The organism is Opitutus sp. (assembly GCA_024998815.1).
Taxonomy (GTDB): Bacteria; Verrucomicrobiota; Verrucomicrobiia; order Opitutales; family Opitutaceae; genus Rariglobus.
On record JACEUQ010000002.1, the window covers coordinates 1,649,024 to 1,666,835 of the forward strand.

The 17,812-nt window shown below is 62.0% G+C and carries 16 protein-coding genes; 5 read left to right on the forward strand and 11 right to left on the reverse strand.

The genetic code is table 11. The annotated features are described in order from the left end of the window. Positions 1–302 precede the first annotated feature (302 nt). Complete coding sequence (locus tag H2170_15060; GenBank protein MCS6301390.1) at positions 303–797, forward strand: purine-binding chemotaxis protein CheW; 495 nt, start codon at positions 303–305, stop codon at positions 795–797. A 378-nt stretch (positions 798–1,175) separates the two neighbouring features. Here the strand turns inward: H2170_15060 and H2170_15065 are convergent, their stop codons facing one another. After that, positions 1,176–3,128 (reverse strand): PAS domain S-box protein, encoded by a 1,953-nt coding sequence (locus H2170_15065; protein MCS6301391.1) that lies wholly within the window; start codon positions 3,126–3,128, stop codon positions 1,176–1,178. Positions 3,129–3,130: 2 nt separating this feature from the next. Continuing rightward, positions 3,131–4,051, reverse strand: coding sequence for an HDOD domain-containing protein (locus tag H2170_15070; GenBank protein ID MCS6301392.1), 921 nt, complete (start codon positions 4,049–4,051; stop codon positions 3,131–3,133). 973 nt (positions 4,052–5,024) lie between these two features. Here H2170_15070 and H2170_15075 point away from each other — a divergent pair. Continuing rightward, positions 5,025–5,360, forward strand: a complete 336-nt coding sequence (locus tag H2170_15075) for a hypothetical protein (GenBank protein MCS6301393.1) — start codon at positions 5,025–5,027, stop codon at positions 5,358–5,360. 158 nt (positions 5,361–5,518) lie between these two features. Here the strand turns inward: H2170_15075 and H2170_15080 are convergent, their stop codons facing one another. Continuing rightward, on the reverse strand, positions 5,519–5,692 hold the full coding sequence (locus tag H2170_15080) for a hypothetical protein (protein ID MCS6301394.1): 174 nt from the start codon (positions 5,690–5,692) through the stop codon (positions 5,519–5,521). A 172-nt stretch (positions 5,693–5,864) separates the two neighbouring features. Continuing rightward, complete coding sequence (locus H2170_15085; protein MCS6301395.1) at positions 5,865–7,541, reverse strand: NAD-dependent malic enzyme; 1,677 nt, start codon at positions 7,539–7,541, stop codon at positions 5,865–5,867. Between the two features lie 245 nt (positions 7,542–7,786). Here H2170_15085 and H2170_15090 point away from each other — a divergent pair, with 245 nt between their 5' ends. Then, positions 7,787–8,008 carry a hypothetical protein gene (locus H2170_15090; protein MCS6301396.1) on the forward strand — a complete coding sequence of 74 codons (222 nt, stop codon included), beginning with the start codon at positions 7,787–7,789 and terminating at the stop codon, positions 8,006–8,008. A gap of 51 nt (positions 8,009–8,059) precedes the next feature. Here H2170_15090 and hemL read toward each other — a convergent pair whose 3' ends face one another. The 3 genes from hemL to H2170_15105 form a co-directional block, all read right to left on the reverse strand. Continuing rightward, entirely contained in the window at positions 8,060–9,358 is a 1,299-nt protein-coding gene (gene hemL, locus H2170_15095) for a glutamate-1-semialdehyde 2,1-aminomutase (GenBank protein ID MCS6301397.1), read from the reverse strand. A 104-nt stretch (positions 9,359–9,462) separates the two neighbouring features. After that, positions 9,463–9,867 (reverse strand): GxxExxY protein, encoded by a 405-nt coding sequence (locus tag H2170_15100; protein ID MCS6301398.1) that lies wholly within the window; start codon positions 9,865–9,867, stop codon positions 9,463–9,465. Positions 9,868–9,910: 43 nt separating this feature from the next. Beyond that, positions 9,911–11,584 (reverse strand): NAD+ synthase, encoded by a 1,674-nt coding sequence (locus H2170_15105; GenBank protein ID MCS6301399.1) that lies wholly within the window; start codon positions 11,582–11,584, stop codon positions 9,911–9,913. Between the two features lie 148 nt (positions 11,585–11,732). On the opposite strand from H2170_15105, the gene H2170_15110 reads away from it, so the two are divergent. After that, positions 11,733–12,473, forward strand: coding sequence for a dienelactone hydrolase family protein (locus H2170_15110; GenBank protein ID MCS6301400.1), 741 nt, complete (start codon positions 11,733–11,735; stop codon positions 12,471–12,473). A gap of 357 nt (positions 12,474–12,830) precedes the next feature. On the opposite strand, the gene H2170_15115 is transcribed toward H2170_15110, so the two are convergent. From H2170_15115 to H2170_15130, 4 genes are all read right to left on the reverse strand, one after another. Further along, on the reverse strand, positions 12,831–14,177 hold the full coding sequence (locus H2170_15115; protein ID MCS6301401.1) for a transposase: 1,347 nt from the start codon (positions 14,175–14,177) through the stop codon (positions 12,831–12,833). Between the two features lie 62 nt (positions 14,178–14,239). Continuing rightward, the gene (locus tag H2170_15120) at positions 14,240–14,497 is read right to left on the reverse strand and encodes a hypothetical protein (GenBank protein ID MCS6301402.1); all 258 of its coding nucleotides are present in this window, start codon (positions 14,495–14,497) and stop codon (positions 14,240–14,242) included. 386 nt (positions 14,498–14,883) lie between these two features. Beyond that, entirely contained in the window at positions 14,884–16,176 is a 1,293-nt protein-coding gene (gene xseA / locus H2170_15125; GenBank protein ID MCS6301403.1) for an exodeoxyribonuclease VII large subunit, read from the reverse strand. Beyond that, positions 16,173–16,868 (reverse strand): TVP38/TMEM64 family protein, encoded by a 696-nt coding sequence (locus H2170_15130; GenBank protein ID MCS6301404.1) that lies wholly within the window; start codon positions 16,866–16,868, stop codon positions 16,173–16,175. The genes xseA and H2170_15130 overlap by 4 nt, the downstream gene beginning before the upstream one ends. Before the next feature lie 200 nt (positions 16,869–17,068). Between H2170_15130 and H2170_15135 the strand changes: the two genes are divergently transcribed. Further along, positions 17,069–17,758 carry a glycosyltransferase family 2 protein gene (locus H2170_15135; GenBank protein MCS6301405.1) on the forward strand — a complete coding sequence of 230 codons (690 nt, stop codon included), beginning with the start codon at positions 17,069–17,071 and terminating at the stop codon, positions 17,756–17,758. Positions 17,759–17,812 lie beyond the last annotated feature (54 nt).

Below are 17,812 nucleotides of genomic sequence, written 5' to 3' on the forward strand. Positions count from 1 at the left end.
ATGACCAATGACCAATGGCCAATGACCAACGCCCAATGACCAATCCACCATTTACAAACCCTTCACCAGCCCTCCCTGCACCGCCCACAGACTGCACATTGGTCCTTGGTCCTTGGTCATTGGACCTTGGACATTGGGCATTGGTCATTGGGCATTGGTCATTCTCCGCCGCCTCCCCCCTGCCCACGCCGCTAAATAAAACTTAGGCCGATGAGTAAAGTTTCGCCCGATTGAGCCGATAACACTGCGTGTAGCCCCACCTACGTGCCGGCTGCCCCCAAAAACTAAATTCGTTTTTACTCATGAGCACTCAGCACAGCACCGACACCTCCCGGCTTGCCGGGAAATACCTCACCGTTGTCCTCGACAAAGAAGCCTACGGCATCGCGGTCCTTAAGGTTCGCGAAATCATCCGCCTGCAAAAAATCACGCCCGTGCCGCAAATGCCGGTCTTCGTGAAGGGCGTCATCAACCTGCGTGGCCGCGTCATCCCGGTGATCGATCTGCGCATCAAATTCGGACTTAACGCCGAGCTTGCCGAACGCACCTGCGTGGTGGTGGTGCAGATCGCCCTGGAGGCCGGACGCAACGTGCAAATGGGCCTGGTGGTCGACAGCGTCGAGGAGGTCGTGAACCTCACGGGTGCTGAAATCGAGCCCACCCCCGAATTCGGTGCGCGCATCGACACCTCGTATTTGCTCGGCCTGGCCAAGATCAAAGGCGTCGTGAAGACGCTTCTCGACATCGAGCGCGTGGTCGCCCCCGAGACGATGGAACGCATCGCCCACGCTGCTTAAACAAGCAGCGAAAAAATCAAAGCGGGCCCGGCCACCTTGGCCGACGCCCGCTTTTTTTGTGCCCGGTGGGGCCGATACATTCTTGAGCTCACGCTCAAGGCCAAGCGGAGTTCCGCCCCTGTCAACGCCCGGAACAACGTCCAACATCCAACATTGAACGTTCAACATCCAACCAGCCTGAGCCAACATCCGCCGCACTCCGCGTTGAACGTTGGATGTTCAATGTTGGATGTTGGACGTTCTCCGTCCTCCGACTTCCGCAATCATTCTCGTTCTCCTACTCGTTCTCGATTCCGCAAACACCCTGAGCTCACGCTCAGGGCCACGTTTGGAACTCGCTCAGATCAACTACGCCCAAGCGCCAAGCCCTGCTGCGTATCAGCCCTTCGACCTTACCTTCGCCCTCGCGCCCGCATCGATCACCCCGCGCAGTGCAGTCCCGAAGGCCGTCAAATCGAAGGGTTTTTCCAGGATGTCCGTGTGATCCAACGACCGCAGTTCTTCCTTCACCAGCTCCGTAAGATTTCCCGTCACCACCAGCACCGGTACCTCCGGCGAACGCGCCCGCATTACCTTTAACACGTCGAGTCCGCTCATGCGTGGCATATTGAGATCCAACACCACCACGTCCACCTGCGCATCCACCGCCAAAATATGCTGGATCGCCTCGGTGCCGTCCTGCGCAGGAATCACCCGGTAACCCGCGTCACTGAGCGCCGCCCCGAGCATCTCCTGGATCGGCAGCTCGTCATCGACCAGCAGCACGCGTTCGGTGCCGGCGGGCAATTTCGACCGCGTTAATTCTCCTGGATTGGTTACCGGCAGGTTCGCGCGTACTTTCAGCGGAATGTACACGTGGAAAACCGTGCCGCTGCCCTGAATACTCTCCAGGTCGATCACGCCGTGATGATTAGCCACGATTCCGTAAACTACCGCCAAGCCTAGGCCCGTGCCGCCATGCTCCTGCTTGGTGGTGAAAAACGGCTCGAAGACCCGCGCCTGCACTTCCGGGGCCATGCCCACGCCCGTATCCGAAACGCGGATGTGCGCGTAGTCCTGCGCCGGATCCACCTTGAGGTCGATCAGCGATTGGCCGGCAACGCGGTTGGTGGAAATGGTCAGCTTGCCGCCTTCGGGCATGGCATCGCGCGCGTTCACACACAGGTTCATCAGCACCTGCCGGATCTGGTCGGGATCGGCCGCGAACGACTCGATCGTGTCGTCCAGCTCGTAGCACTGCTCGATGTTGCGCGGGAACGTCTCGGAGAACAGCCCCGCGAGTTCGCGCACCTGGTCGTTGACCTGCACCGCCCGGTAGGCGACGTCGGTCTTGCGGCTGAAGGCCAGGATCTGGCTCACCAGCGATGCGGCGCGCGCGGCGGCCGCGTGCACCGAGCCGAGGTAACGGCCCATGCGCGCATCGCCGGGCGGCAGGATCAGCGCGAGTTCGGTGAACCCACGGATGATCGAGATGATGTTATTAAAATCGTGCGCAATGCCGCCGGCCAGCGTGCCGAGGCTCTCCATTTTCTGTGCCTGGCGCAGCTGGTCCTCCAGGGCCTTCCGCTCGCTGATGTCCTCGCGCATGCACAGCAGGTAGGTGATTTCGTCGAGGTGGTTGCGAATGGGGGAAACCTGCACGAGTTCCCAGGCCTCGGTGCCGTTCTTGCGCTTCGAACACAGCTCGCCCGACCACTTTTTGCCTGAGGCCACCAACGCGCAAAAATGCCGGTACGCCGCCTCGCTCGGGTGGCCGTCGCGCAACAACGGGATTTGCCCCTCGAAAATTTCCTCCAAGGTGAAGCCGGTGACCTCGGTGAATCGCGAGTTCACGTACTGCGGTGTGCCGCCAGGCGTGGTCAACACGATGGACACCGGCGCCTGTTCGACAGCCTGCGCCAGCTTGCGGAAATGCTCCTCGGCGAGGCGGTGCTTGGTGACGTCGCGCCCGATCGAGCGCACCGCGCACACTTCGCCCTCTGCGTCGCGCACGGCGGTTTCTTCCCACGAAATCCAGCGCCAGCCCTGCGCGGTCTGCCAGCGGTGCTCGCGGGCGATGTGGAAGGGCGGTCGTGCCAGCCGAGGCACGGCGCTGGTCCAGTCCTCGAAATCCTCGGGATGGATCAGCGAAACCAGATCATGGCCGACCCAGGCCGGGCCGGGCTGGCCGAACTTGCGCGCGAAGGCCCGATTGACCTCCAGAACGCGATTGGCGCCGGGTTCGAACAGGACGGCCAGCTCCAAGCTGTCGGCCCAAGAAACCAAGGCGGAGGTGGGCACGGGCGACGCGGTTTCAGCGGCCACTTTCAGGGGTGATTGGGATGTATTCATAATCACACCATGCTATTTAACATGCCGGGGAGCCGGACCAGTGCGCGCTCCAGGGTCGCTTGCGCCTGAGCGGATTCACGCGATTCGGACTCAAAAAGTATTTTCCAACCCGCGCAGCGAGCCCAGCTGCCGGAGGGTTGTGCGGGCACGCGCTCGAAACCACTGACGATGCCCACTTCGCGCACCGCCAAATCGGCGACTTGCACGGCAGCCGCATACAAGCGGTGGTCGCCCGCCCCCTGTGGATTGGCGTGAAAGCGCACCGCTTCCACGATCTCGGGTGCGAGCTGGTGGCGCTCCAAGTAATAGGCGCCGATTTCCGCATGGTCCCAGCCGATGGCTTCGCGCTCGGCCGCACAGACGGCCTCGGCATCGGCGTGGTCGCCGGCCGCCACCACCGCAAATTCCTTGGACCAAGCGGTGGCCAGCACCACTTTGCCCACATTGTGCAACAGCCCGACGATATAGTCGGTGTCGTCGTCCACCAACAGATTGGTCGTCGCCAGCACGTCGCGCGTCATGATCGCCGTACCGATGGAATGCTGCCACATTTCACGCCAGGGCAACTGGATAGACGTCGGGCTGAGTTTCGCCATGTCCTCGATTACCGGGGTGGCCATGGACAACTCGCGGATTTGGCGCAGGCCCAAATAAAGCACTGCCTCGTCGATATTGTTCACCTTAGCGCTCAGGCCGAAATACACGCTGTTGACCATACGCAGCAGCCGGGCGGTCAACGACGGGTCGTGGCGGATGAGGGCGGCGATCTCCGCGTTGCCGCTCTTGTCGGATTTCACCAAGCTGGCCAATTTGTTGTTAATGACCTGCAAGGACGCCAGCTTAGGGCAATGTTCGATCCGGCCGCGGATTTCTTCGCGGGTATAAGGACCGACATTTTGGGTGGTTTGGGGGGGTGACGTCATACCAAAAAAGGGACAAGGGGGTAGAGCTGCGCGCTCCCTGACTCATCGACACATTTTGGACAGGGTTTAGTAAAAATTTTTTCGCGAGAAGGAAAACGACTCACATCCTGCAAAAACGAGCTCACGCTCACAGCCCCCTCCGGCTGCCCCGCTCCCCGTGGCCTTGCGCGTAAGCGCAAGGGCTGGAGTTTGGCCCCTGACTAGTCGAACGCAGATCAGCCGAATCCTTGAGCTCACGCTCAAGGCCACATGATTCGCGAACACACTCCTTGTGGCCTTGAGCGTGAGCTCAAGGTCTGGGGTTTGGCCGTTTAACTCGTGCCAAGAACCATACAGGTGCTGCGCATCATGTATGGCGATCTGAGCTGATCACTCCGGAGAGTTTCGCAGACTTCGCAACAGCCACCCTCACGTCAACGAACTCATCGAAACCCATGCCGTTGGTACCTGCGGTACGATTCTACCTTAGCTGGGGGGGGGGCGGATCTCAACTCGTTTTGGGGCCAAACTCCAGGCCTTGCGCGTGAGCGCAAGGGGGCTTTTCACCCTGAGCTCACGCTCAAGGCCACTTTCGGCAATCGAACGCGCTGCGCAGCCCCTGCGTAACCTGAAGCCCAGCCCGCTCCCCCTCACGCCGATAACTCCCTCAAAAAACCGGCGAAATTCAAGCAACCGCCTGCCCCCGATCGGATAACAAATCAGCCCGCCATTTTTACGCTTTTTTCGGGTGCGGCTTCATCGCGCATTCGCCCGCTTTCGGTGTTAATTTTTTTCAAATTTCAATAACCTGTAAATCAACACCTAACAGGAATTATTTATGATTTTTTTACATAGTAGGGCGTTTTCACTAAAGAATAAGCACAGATTACCGATATATGGACTCAGCAAGAAATGGCGCCCCCGGGAGACCGCCCCTCCCCCCTAGTCCTCCCCCTAATGCCCCCAAATCCCCCCCCCCCCCCCCCACCCCACCATGAACGATGAACACCCAACCCCCTCGGAATTCCACCGTGAACACCAGCGCAGCCTCCGGCTGACCCCCGAAACCAAAGTCACCCTCGATCTCTCCGGCATTCCCGCCAAAGCCCAACAGGCGATTTCCGCCTGGCTCTCCGAGGCTGATCAACAGGCCATTGTAAATGCGCTGGCCGCCATGGCCCGTAAGGTGGACGAGGAAATGCACGGCCCCGAGGCCGACGGCACGCCCTACACCTCAGAGCACAACTCTGAAATCATCGTGACCCCGTCGCTCAAATCCGAGTCCTTCCGGCTGTTTAACCAGCCCGACACGTCCCGAAACGCCGCTTGAGCGACTCCACGATCAAGGTGCGCCCAATTAAAATGTTAGGGCGCATACTTAAGATCATTGTTTAAGATCGGATGGGCTCACGGGGATTGCGCCCCGTGAGCCTTCCACACCACCGGACGTGCGGTTTTCCGCATCCGGCGGTTGAGTCGGAGGACGACCTATGTCGTCGCCGTTTCCCACGGCAGGGTAAACCCATAGCGTTTCAGCGTCTTGTTCTTCAGCGCACTCGTCATCACCCAGTGCCGGGCGATCGCCCACGCGCCTTTCGTGCTGAGTGCCTCGCGGCTCCCGCCTTGGTCTTGGCTACGGTTGTTGTCACTTCTCCCGAACATTTCGTTTCATATGTTTAGTTCACGCCCATGCCGGGCACACGAGGGACGACCTCCGTGTCGTCTGTTTTCGGTAGAACAAGTAGCGCAGACTTCCAGTCTGCTCCGAGCCTGCCAGCCAAGCCCCGGAGGCAGACTGGAAGTCTGCGCTACTTTTCGGTCGCTGCTACGCCGGTTAAACGTAGTCGCGGTAGACCGCCTCAAAGCGGCTGGCGATCAGCGCCTCGCGGGGATCTTCCGGCAAATCGATCGTGGCCAGGCCGGCCTTGCGCGCCTCGGCGACCACCGCAATCGCCAGCTCGAGCGAAACTTCGCGCAACCGGGTAAGCGCCGGATAAATCCGGCCAACCGCCAAGTCCGCCGGGGTGACCAACTCGGCCAGCCGGCGGGCGGCAGCAAGGAACATGGCGTCCGTGACCTCTTTGGCCCCGCAGGCGAGGGCACCGAAGCCAACACCGGGGAAAATGTAGACGTTGTTACCTTGGCCGGGGGTGTAGGTGCGGCCGTTGAGGATGACGGGGGCAAAGGGACTGCCGCTGGCGAAGAGCACTCGTCCGTCGGTCTCGCGATAAGCAGCCTCGGCGGTGCACTCGGCTTGGCTGGTGGGGTTGGAAAGCGCGAAGATGACCGGGCGTTTATTGATCTCGGCCATGCGCCGCAGGATCGCCGGGGTGAAGGTCGCGGGCTGACCCGAGACGCCAACGAGCATGGTGGGCTTAATGGCCTCGACGGCTTCGGCGAGCGTGCGCAGCGGGGCGTGGACGTGGGCGTAGGGCAACTTATGGTGCGCGAGTTTGCGGCCAGGGCGGTTTTGCACGACCAGTCCTTCGGAATCCACGAACCAGCAGCGCGCGCGGGCATCGGCCTCCGCCATGCCTTCGGCGGTGGCGGCAGCGACGAAGAGGTCGGCTATCCCGGTGCCCGCTTCACCGGCGCCAAGGAAGAGCAGGCGCTGATCGGCCAAGGTGCCGCCGATTTCGCGCAGGGCACCGAGCAAGCCGGCAACAGCGACGGCGGCGGTGCCCTGGATGTCGTCATTGAAGCTGCAAAGCGTTGAGCGGTTGTCATTGAGCAGCCGGAATGCGTTGGTGTTACCGAAGTCCTCCCATTGCAGCAGGGCGCGGGGGAAAACCGAGCGCACGGCCTCGACAAACTCGGCGATAAACTCGTCGTAGGCGTCGCCACGCACGCGCGGTTGCGTAAGGCCGAGGTAGGAGGGATCTTCACGCAGCGCGGCGTTGTCCGTGCCGACATCGAGCGTGATGGGCAGGCCATAGGCTGGGTGCAGGCCGGCGCAGGCGGTGTAGAGCGCGAGTTTACCGACTGGGATACCCATGCCGAGCGCGCCTAGATCGCCAAGGCCGAGGATACGTTCGCCGTCGGTGACCACGATCATACGCACGTCGGTCAGTGGCCAGTGGCGCAGGATTTCAGCGATACGGCCGCGTTCATCGATGCTGATGAACAAGCCACGCGGACGGCGGAAAATGGCGCCATATTCAAGGCAGGCCTGGCCGACCGTGGGCGTGTAAATGATCGGAATCATCTCCTCGGCGTGGTCCTGCATGACGCGGTAAAAGAGCGTCTCGTTACGATTTTGCAGAGTGGTGAGGAAGATGTACTTCTCGAGGGCGTTATCCTTGCGGCGCACGTTGGCGAGCACGCGGGCGACTTGTTCGTCGAGGGTGAAAACGCGCGGCGGCAGCAGGCCGCGCAGGCCGAGGGCGTCACGTTCGCGCTCGGTGAAAGCGGTGCCTTTATTGAGGAGCGAGTTGGTCAGGAGCGCGGTGCCCCGTTGCCAAATCGGACCGCCGATTGAGGACAGTCCCGAGTCGAAGGGTAAGTGATTCATAGGGAGCCGTCACTGTGACAGAAGACCACAGTGGCCGACTGCGCGCCCTTTGGCAAAAAGCCCGCGTCTATCGGTTGTATCAAGCTGGAGGCGCTACGAATGCGTGTGTTTTTTTGGGGCGTGGAAACCGGCGTGGCGCAAAGTCCCCAGCGCGGCGTGGGGCGGGCATTAAGCCAACTCATAATTAGCGAACGGCTCCCGGCCGTTGCCGAGATGGGCTATGGTGCGGCCTGCCCCACCCCACCATGCAAACGTACACACTGCTTCCGCTCTTTTGGCGTGCCCTGCGGTGCGCCCTCCTGCTTGTCCTGCTGTTCTTAATCGTGCCCCTGGCACTTTCCGCCCGAACCCCCGACCGACGTGCGCCTTCCGGTGAAGACAAACAGCGTGCGCCTTACACCAGTTTGTCGCCAAGGGGCGCTGAATTGGCCGGGGACGGCCAACCCTACATTTTCGATCCCGTGTAGCAGCGTTGGCCGTCCCCGGCCAATTTGCCTCATCTTGATCGCGAATGCGTATTACAGCTCGCGAATGACTCCGCTGAGTACCTCGCAGGCGCGGTCGATGGCCGCGCCGTCGTGCGCCGTGCTGATAAACCCGGCTTCATACGCGCTGGGCGCCAGATAAACCCCGCGCTCCAGCGCGCCCCGAAAGAAGCGAGCGAAGAGTTTGGCGTCGCCGGTGAGCGCCGTGTCGTAGTCGCGCACCGCCGTGGGGGTGAAAAAGAAGCTGAACATCGAGCCACACTGGGGCGTTTGCACCGCGATGCCTTTGGCCTTGGCGGCATCGGCCACCGCCGCGCAGAGCTGGCGGCCGAGTTGGTCGAGGCGCGGGTACGGGTTGAGTTCTTCGAGCAAACGCAGCGAGGCGATACCGGCGGCCATGGCGAGCGGGTTACCGCTGAGCGTGCCGGCCTGGTAAACGGGCCCAAGCGGCGCGAGGTAATCCATGATGTCGGCGCGTCCGCCGAAAGCGCCCACCGGCAGACCGCCGCCGATGATTTTGCCCAAACACGTGAGGTCGGGAGTGATGCTTTCGCGCTCCTGCACGCCGCCCTTGGCGATGCGGAAGCCAGTCATGACTTCGTCGAAGATGAGCACGGTGCCGTGTTGGGCGGTGATTTCGCGCACGTAGGCGAGGTAGCCGGCGTCGGGCATGATGAAGCCGACGTTGCCGCAGTACGGCTCGATGATGACGCCGGCGATTTGGCCGGGATTGGCGGCGAAGCAGGCGTCGAGGGCGGCGCGGTCGTTGTAGGGTAAAACGATGGTTTCGCGGGCGAAGGAGGCAGGGATGCCGGCGCTGTCGGGGTGGCCGTGCGTGAGGGCGCCGGAGCCGGCTTTGATTAACAGCGAGTCGGAGTGGCCGTGGTAACAGCCGGAGAATTTGATGATCTTATCGCGCTGGGTGAAGCCGCGGGCGAGGCGGATGGCCGACATGGTGGCCTCGGTGCCGCTGCTGGTCATGCGGACTTTTTTAATCGAGGGGACGAAGCGCACGATCAGCTCAGCCATTTCCACCTCGTAGGGATTCGGAGTGCCGAAGGAGGTGCCGTGGTCGAGGGCGGCGGCGATGGCGGCTTTGATGGCGGGGTGGTTGTGGCCGTGGATGGCCGGGCCCCAGGTGCAGACGAAGTCGATCAGTTCGCGGCCGTCGGCGGTGGTGAGCGTCGCGCCCTGGGCGGACTTCGTAAAAAACGGCGCGCCGCCGACCGAGCGGAAGGCGCGGACCGGCGAATTGACGCCGCCAGGGATGAGCTGAAGCGCGCGAGCGAAAAGGGCGTCGGAGACGAGGGAGGAAGAGGAGGAGGAAGACATGTTTTTAACCACTAATGGACACTAATGGGCACTAATGACGGAAAGGTTAGAGGACGCGGCGGGGCGGAATTTTTTACCGCTAATCGGCGCTAAGGGGCGCTAATTCAGAGGGAATGATGACGGGTGTTGGCGTAGCGCTTCCATTGGAGTTTGGGAAAGGCTGCAAAGTTAATCAGATAACCGACCGGTTTTCGGGTGACGCGAAGGTAGTTGATGAGCTGGGATTCATGCTCCTCAACCAGCGCTTTTACCGCCTTCAATTCCACTACGATTTCGCCTGCGACAATGAGATCGGGCTTGAGGCGTTTATTGAGGGGGGCGCCTTTATAAAACACCGTCAGCTCGGGCTGCGCGGTAAACGCCATCCGACGAGCCGCGAGTTCCCGCTCTAGGCTTTCTTGGTAAATTTCTTCGCAAAGCCCTCCGCCGAGGTCGTTGTAAACCTCGAAGGCCGCCGCCATGAGGTCGTAGCCCAACTGAGCGAAGGGCTGGGCTGAATTAGCGTTCATTAGCGTAAATTAGCGGTAGAAAATCCGTGGTTCATGCCGCGCTTCAGCTCACGTACTTTTGCACGATGGGGATGCGACGACCGACGCCGAAGGCCAGCGGGGTGATCTTCAAACCGGGGGCGGCTTGCTTCCGCTTGTACTCATTCAAATCCACTTTGCGCACGATGTCGTTCACCACCGCCTCGGCAAAGCCTTGCGCAACCAAATCGCGGCGCGATTGGCCGGCTTCCACGTAGCCCTGCAAAATCGCGTCCAGCATGTCGTACGGCGGCAGGCTGTCCTGATCGACTTGGCCGGGGCGCAACTCGGCGCTGGGTGGCTTTTCAATCGTGCTCACCGGGATAACAATGCGCTCGCGGTTGATCCAGCGGCACAGCTCGTAGACCTGGGTTTTATAAACGTCGCTGATCACCGCCAACCCGCCGCACATGTCGCCGTAAAGCGTGCAATACCCCACCGCTACTTCGCTCTTGTTTCCGGTCGTGAGCAGCAGCGCGCCAAACTTGTTCGAGAGCGCCATCATCAACACGCCACGCACTCGGGCTTGGATGTTTTCTTCGGTCACATCCGGGGCGCGACCGGCGAAGACCGGGCCGAGCGCCGCTTCAGCCGCCGCCACGGTGTCGGCGATCGCGATGATTTCAAAACGGATGCCCAGATTGCGGGCCAAATCGCGGGCGTCGTTCTTGGAGTGATCCGAGGAAATCGCCGAAGGTAGGGAAACGCCCATGACGTTGTCCGCCCCCAGCGCGGCGACCGCCAGTTCGGCGACGAGGGCGGAATCGATGCCGCCGGAGAGCGCGATGAGCGCCTTCTTAAACCCGCTCTTGTGGGCGTAGTCGCGCAGGCCGAGCACGAGGGCGGCATGGATGTCGGCCATCGGCGAAGTGGGCTGCGCAACCGGGGCGCAACCGACGGCGGCGGACTGGCCTGGCGAAGCGGCGAGCGTGGCGGTCGTGTCGACGACGCGATTTTCGATGGCGAAGGCCGGCAGGCGGGCGGTGATCCGGCCAGTGGCGTCGCTCACCAGGCTGCGGCCGTCGAAAACCAGTTCGTCGTTGCCGCCCACGGCGTTGACGTAAACCACCGGGCAACCGAGATGGAGGGCGGCATCGGTGATGAGCTGGTCACGCAGGTAGCCTTTGCCGTGATGCCACGGACTAGCGGAAAGATTAACCATCAGATCGAGCTGCTGGTCGGCGAGCCAGTTAACCGGCTGAAAGCGGTAGCGGTTGCTCGGCGCGAGTTCGGGATGCGTCCAAATGTCCTCACAGAGGGTGATACCGATTTTTTTACCCTGCACGATGATGACCGAAGGCGGCGCGGGTGAGGGCTCGAAGTAGCGGTCCTCGTCGAACACGTCATAGGTGGGCAGCAGGCACTTGCGCGCAAGAGAAACGACGCGGCCGTTTTGGCAAAACGCCGCGGAGTTGTAGCAGCGACGGCCGGCGGCGGCGGAATTGGCCTCGACGGTGCCGATGAGCGCGGGGACTTCACCGATGACGGCGGCAATCTCGGTGAGCGTGGTTTCGACATCGGACACAAAGCGGCGTTTCAGCAAAAGGTCGCGGGGCGGGTAGCCGCAGATGACGAGCTCGGGATAGACGACCAATTCGGCACCTTGGGCGACGAGGGTGTGGTAGGCTTCGAGGATGAGCCGCCGATTGCCGACAAGGTCACCGACGGTGGGATTAAGCTGGGCAATGCCGATGCGCATGGAAGAGGTCGGGCAACGTGGGAGGGTTTCGCCCCCATGACAATCCACAAGCCGCATGGGGCGTAGGAGGTGGGGCGTGGAGCGTGGGGCGCGGCGGCCTGTTGCCAAACGCCGTGCGGCCTGTTCCGCTGCGAGCACTCCATCCCACATGACCATTCGCGAACCTGAAGTCGTTGAACTTTCCACATCTCAAGGCCCCATGCGCACGCTGGTTTTCCGCCCCACCGGCGAAGGCCAACACCCCGGCATCGTGCTTTACTCGGAGATTTTCCAAATCACCGCCCCCATCCACCGCACCGCAGCCTTTCTCGCCGGCCACGGCTTCGTCGTCGCCGTGCCCGAGGTTTACCATGAGTTCCTGCCTTCGGGCACGGTGCTCGCCTACGACCAACCCGGCGCCGACAAGGGTAACGAGCTTAAATACGCCAAGGAGTTGGCCAGCTACGACGACGACGCCCGCGCGGCCGTTAAATTCCTCAAAAAACACCCCGCAGGCAACGGGCGCGTCGGTGCGCTGGGCATCTGCCTAGGTGGCCACCTTGCATTCCGCGCGGCGATGCGTGCCGAGGTGGATGCGACCGCGTGTTTTTACGCCACCGATATCCACAACGGCACATTGGGGTTGGGAAAGGCCGACGACACGCTTTCGCGCATTTGCGAAATTCAGGGCGAGTTACTGATGATCTGGGGCCGTCAAGATCCGCATATCCCCGGCGAGGGCCGCGCCAAGATCTACGCCGCTCTCACGGCCGCAAAAACGAATTTCACCTGGCATGAGTTCAATGGCGCGCACGCCTTCCTGCGCGACGAAGGCCTGCGTTATGACGCCCAACTCGCCCACCTGACCCTGGGCATGACGGTGGCGTTATTTCAGCGCAAATTGGGCTGAGCGCGCAGTGGCGTTCGACTGAAGTAGCGCAGACTTCCAGTCTGCTCAGATGCAGGCTAGAAGCCTGCGCCTGGAGTTTGGCCCCAAAACGAGTTGAGATCCGTCCCCCCAGCTAAGGTAGAAGCTTACCGCAGGTAGCAACGGCATGGGTTTCGATGCGTTCGTTGACGTGCGGGTGGCTGTTGCGAAGTCTGCGAAACTCTCCGGAGTGATCAGCTCAGATCGCCATACATGATGCGCCGCACCTGTGTGGTTCTTGGCACGAGTTAAACGGCCAAACTCCAGACCTTGAGCTCACGCTCAAGGCCTGGAGTTTGGCCCCAAAAGCAGGTGGATGCGAAGCGGCCGGAGGCCCGGTTACGCAGCGCGGAAGAGTGCTTCAGCCAAGAAGGGTGGCGCTTTTGATGAGTTCGTGGAGGGAGGGTCGGTCGACGTGAAGTCGGAGAAACTCTCTGGGGCGATCTGGTCGGCCCAGCATTCGCTGCGCAGGGTGCGCAAGAGGTCCCCCGTGGAACTGGTCGCAGGCGAGGCGCCCGAAGAGTGCGTGCGCCATTTGGGCGGGCGAAGATGCGGCGGCGGATCAGGGGTTTGCCCCGCAGGATCGCCGAAGAGCAGGGCGGCGATTAACAACAGCGCATAGGCGGCGACGGTGGCGGCGGGTTGGTTGCGGTTGGAGGCGGCGGTGCGCAGTTGTGCCTGGCCGGTGCCGATCAGGGTTTTCTCATCCCGGAAGTTTCCCTCGATGCCCCAACGCCAGAGGTAATACTGGAGTTGGTCACCCACGGGCATATCCGGGTCGGTGCAAACCAAGAAGGCAGGCTGGCGATAGAGCAGCTTCGAGCCTGCGCGCAATCGGTAGCCCACCGGGGCGATCACCATGACTTGCAACGGGAGCGTCGCCCCGGCTTTACGCCACAGCACCGGCCCGAGGGTCTTGATTTTAAAGGTGTGCTTTTTTCCGGCCGCATAAGCCTCGACGCTTTGCCAGGCCACGGTGTCGTCGGTGCGCAGCTCTTCCGGGGTCTGGACCGGCGCGCCATAGACCGGCGGGCGACCGGTGGCCGCGGGTGGTCCAGGCAGGGCGTTGAGCACGGCGTCCCGGCGGATCCGGCCGATATAAACGGTCTTGGCGGGCAGGCCCTTGAGTACGACCGCATTGGTGTAACTGCCATCGCCGGCGACCACCAGTTTGCGCGTGTCTGGCAGCGCCTGGCGAAGCTGCTGGATGCGGGCGAGCGCGACGACATTAAGCCGCTGCTGTTTTTTCTTCTCCGTGTACTGCTGAACCTCGTCGGTAGTGGCTTTTTTACCCGGCTTTGGCGGCGTCGGCGCGTGGGTGAAATCCACCGGAATCATCCGGGCGTGTCCGTCGGAACCAGGCCAGGCCGCAGAGAGTTGCACATAGCGCTGGCCGCGCACCAGGTTGGTTTGGAACGCGGGGCCGAGCGGATCGCGTTTCCAGCCGACGCCGTCGATCTTGACCCCGGTTTTGCGTACCAGGGTGTCATCGATGGCGGCCACCAACGGGGTAAGCGCCGGCAGGTTTACCTCAAGCTCATGGAGGACCGTGCGGAAAAGCCCCGCCGGCTTCACCCGGTCACGCGAATACAACCGGTAGTCGGCCGTCCAGTCCTGCTGGGCACGCCCGCACAGACAAATCAGGTTGGTAAGAGTCCCCCGGCACGGTGAAACCAGTGCCGCCATGAGATGCCCCTGCAGTCTCCGGGCGCACTCGGGGGCGGCGCAAGCCGCAGCACAAGCCCGTTTCATAAGTCGTCCCAGCCGATCGGATAAACCCAACTGGACTTTTTTTTAACGCCTACGTCCACCAGCTCGGGCGTGACCGGCATAACGGGCGCGACCAGACTGCGTGAGAGGACCAAATGATGCGCGTCGGTGACGGTCCACTCGACGGCCTCCGACTTGGCGAACCCCATCGTCTGGGCGATGGAAGCGGGTAATGTCACATACCACTGCTCACTGTTTTTGCGGATGATGCGCTGAACTTTGGTGGTGGTGCTCATGGTCCGACACCATCGTTCATGGCCACGCTTTTTCCCATGGGCCCGACGCCCCATTTATCTCTACGGCCTTCTCCGGGCCAACTAGTCAGAGGCCAAACTCCAGACCTTGAGCTCACGCTCAAGGCCACGTTCGGGCGGGTGCGGCCTGGAGTGTGCCTTTGCCTGGGTGGCTTTGGCTCGGTGTGGCTTCGTGCGTGAGCACGAGGTGTTTTTTCTGGCTGCGGTGCGCCGAATCCTTGAGCTCACGCTCAAGGCCACAAGGAGTGTGTTCGCGAAGAGTGTGGCCTTGAGCGTGAGCTCAAGGATTCGGCTGATCTGCGTTCGACTAGTCAGGGGCCAAACTCCAGATGCAGGCTAGAAGCCTGCGCTACGGGCGGAAGGTGTTGTCACTGCGCGGTCACCGGCAGCATGCCGTCGGCGAACTCGGCCGCCAGCCGCTGGCCCTTCTGGACCGCGGCTTTTTTCTGCACCGGCTTCCCGTCGACATCGCGCATAATCACAAAACCACGGTTCAGCACCGAGGCCGGACTGGCCGCTTGCAACCGTTTCCAGAGCGCCAGCAAGCGCTGCGATTCCGACTCCACGCGCCGCTGCGGCGAGCGTTCCCGCAACAACGAAGCCACTTCGCTCAAGCGCTGACGGTGGTCCTGCACCGACCGCGCCAGCGCCGCCGCCAAACGGTTGCTCAGGTCGTCCAGACGCAGATAACCACGCTCGATCTGCGCCGAGGGGGCGAGCAACCGCAGCCGCGAACGGGCGTGGTCGAGCCGCTCACCCGCCGTCTCCAATGCGGTGCCGACGTGATGATTCAAATCCTCCGCCGCCCGCTCGACGCGCTCCGCCGCCGCCACAAATCCACTCGAAATCAACTCGGCCGCCGCGCTGGGCGTTTCGACGCGTACGTCGGCCGCAAAGTCGCACAGGGTAAAATCGATCTCGTGCCCCACCGCCGAGATAATCGGCAGCGGACATGCCGCCACCGCGCGCACCAGCGGCTCTTCGTTGAACGCCCACAAGTCCTCCAGCGAGCCGCCGCCGCGCCCAATCACCAGCAGGTCAAACACGACGCCGCACTCCGCCGGATCGCACGCCACGCGGAGCATCTCGACCAGCTCTGCCGCCGCCCCCTCACCCTGCACTTTGGCGGGCAACACCACGACCTGTCCGCGCCACCCGCGCCGGATTAGAATTCGCACAAAATCCTGCACCGCCGCGCCGGTCGGCGAGGTGATAAAACCCACCGTGCGCGGCATGGGGGGAATCGCGATTTTGTTCTCCGCCGCGAACAGGCCCTCCTCGGCGAGCCGGCGCTTGAGCGCCTCGAACTCGCGTTGCAGGCGCCCCACCCCGTCCTCGATCACCGCGCGCACAATCAACTGGTAGTTACCCCGCGCCTCGTAGACCGAGATTTCCCCGTAAACGAGCACCTGCACGCCGTCGCGCAGTTTTACGTCCTGCCGGGCCGCGTCGCCGCGAAACATCACCGCCGAGAGCTGGGCACCGGCGTCCTTGAGCGAAAAATACACATGCCCGCTGGCCTGGACGCGCAAGTTGGACACCTCGCCGCGCACCCAACTGGGGCGCACCTGCGACTCGAGCACGGCCTTCACCCGCCGCGTGAACTCGCTGACGCTCACCACCCGCGTTGCGCTTTCTTGGTTTTCCAAATCGTTGTTCATACAGATGAGGCGGCCGCGGCCTTTTTACGCTGAAGGTAACGGCACAAGAAACGTGCGCCGACGGCGAGCGCCACCATCAGGCTCAACGCGAACAACGCGCCCTTCGCCTGTCCCTGCATGAGTTCATCGCCGAAGTAAATGAACGGGCAAACCTGCAGCGCGTTCACCACCCAAGAGATGATCAAGTACGGCACAAACGGGATGCCGGCCGCGCCCAACAAATAACTCTGGAGCATAAACGGCGTGCCCGGGGCGACCCGCACCAGCAGCACCAGGCTGGCTTGATCCTCCGGGGCGACCACGGGGATTTTAAGCCCCTGCCACGCAAACAGGCGGGCGATCCACGGCCGCAACATCCAGCGGGCCAAGGCGTAAGTCAGGATGATATTCACGGCTAGGCTCACCAAGGACAGCGCCATGACCAGCGGCAAACCCAGCGTCGGGGCAAAAACCGGGCCGGCAATCAGGGTGAAAATCGACAGCGGCGCGCCCACCGACGGCAAAAGGGCCATCAGAGTAAAAAACGCCAACGGGCCCAAGCCGCGCAGCCAGACCAACACCGCGTCGAGCGCCGGACGCAGTTGGAAACCCTCGGTTTGCAACGCCCAGTAAATTAACGCGCACGCAGCCACTCCACTCACGGCAAAGGCGGTGAGCAGCAGCCAGCGAGGGGCCGTGAGGAGACGTTTCATGTCCGCCTACCCTGCCCGCCACCGCCAAACACCGTCAAGCCAGCCGTGCCATTGTAACTCCTCGCCTGTTCGCGAGACGCTTTACGCGGACATTTAGGTCTGTGCTTTACCGCGTGCAGCCGACACTCCTGTCTCAGGTAAACACACCTCGACGCTCGCCGCTCAACCGGCAGACCTGTCGGAGCCACTCAAATTCACGCATGAAACTCTCCATCGTCATCCCCTGTTACAACGAAGTCGGCACCATCCGGTCTATTGTGGACCGCGTGCGTGCCGCCCCGGTTGCCGACAAGGAAATCATCATCGTGGACGATTGTTCGCGGGACGGCACCCGCGAGCTGCTGCGCACCGAAATTGCGCCCCTGGTGGCCAAGATCATTTATCACGAGGTCAACCAAGGCAAAGGCGCAGCCCTGCGCACGGGTTTCGCCGCCGTGACGGGTGACGTGGTGATCATTCAAGACGCCGACCTCGAATACGATCCGAACGAATACCCCAAACTGCTCGCCCCGATCGAACGCGGACAGGCCGACGTGGTGTTCGGCTCGCGCTTCGCGGGTGGAGAGGCGCACCGCGTGGTTTATTTCTGGCACATGGTGGGCAACAAGTTCCTCACCCTGCTCTCCAACATGTGCACCAACCTTAACCTCACCGACATGGAAACCTGTTATAAGGTGTTCAAGCGCGGGGTTATCCAGCAGATTCAAATCGAGGAAAACCGCTTTGGTTTTGAGCCGGAGATCACCGCCAAGGTGGCCAAACTGGATGTGGTGATATACGAAGTCGGCATCAGCTATTACGGACGCACCTATAAAGAAGGTAAAAAGATCGGCTGGCGCGACGGCGTGCGCGCGCTCTACGCGATTTTGAAGTACAACCTGTTCCGGTAAAACGCGGCCAGTCGAGCGGAGCGGACAACAAAACGCCGACACCCCGAAAAGGGT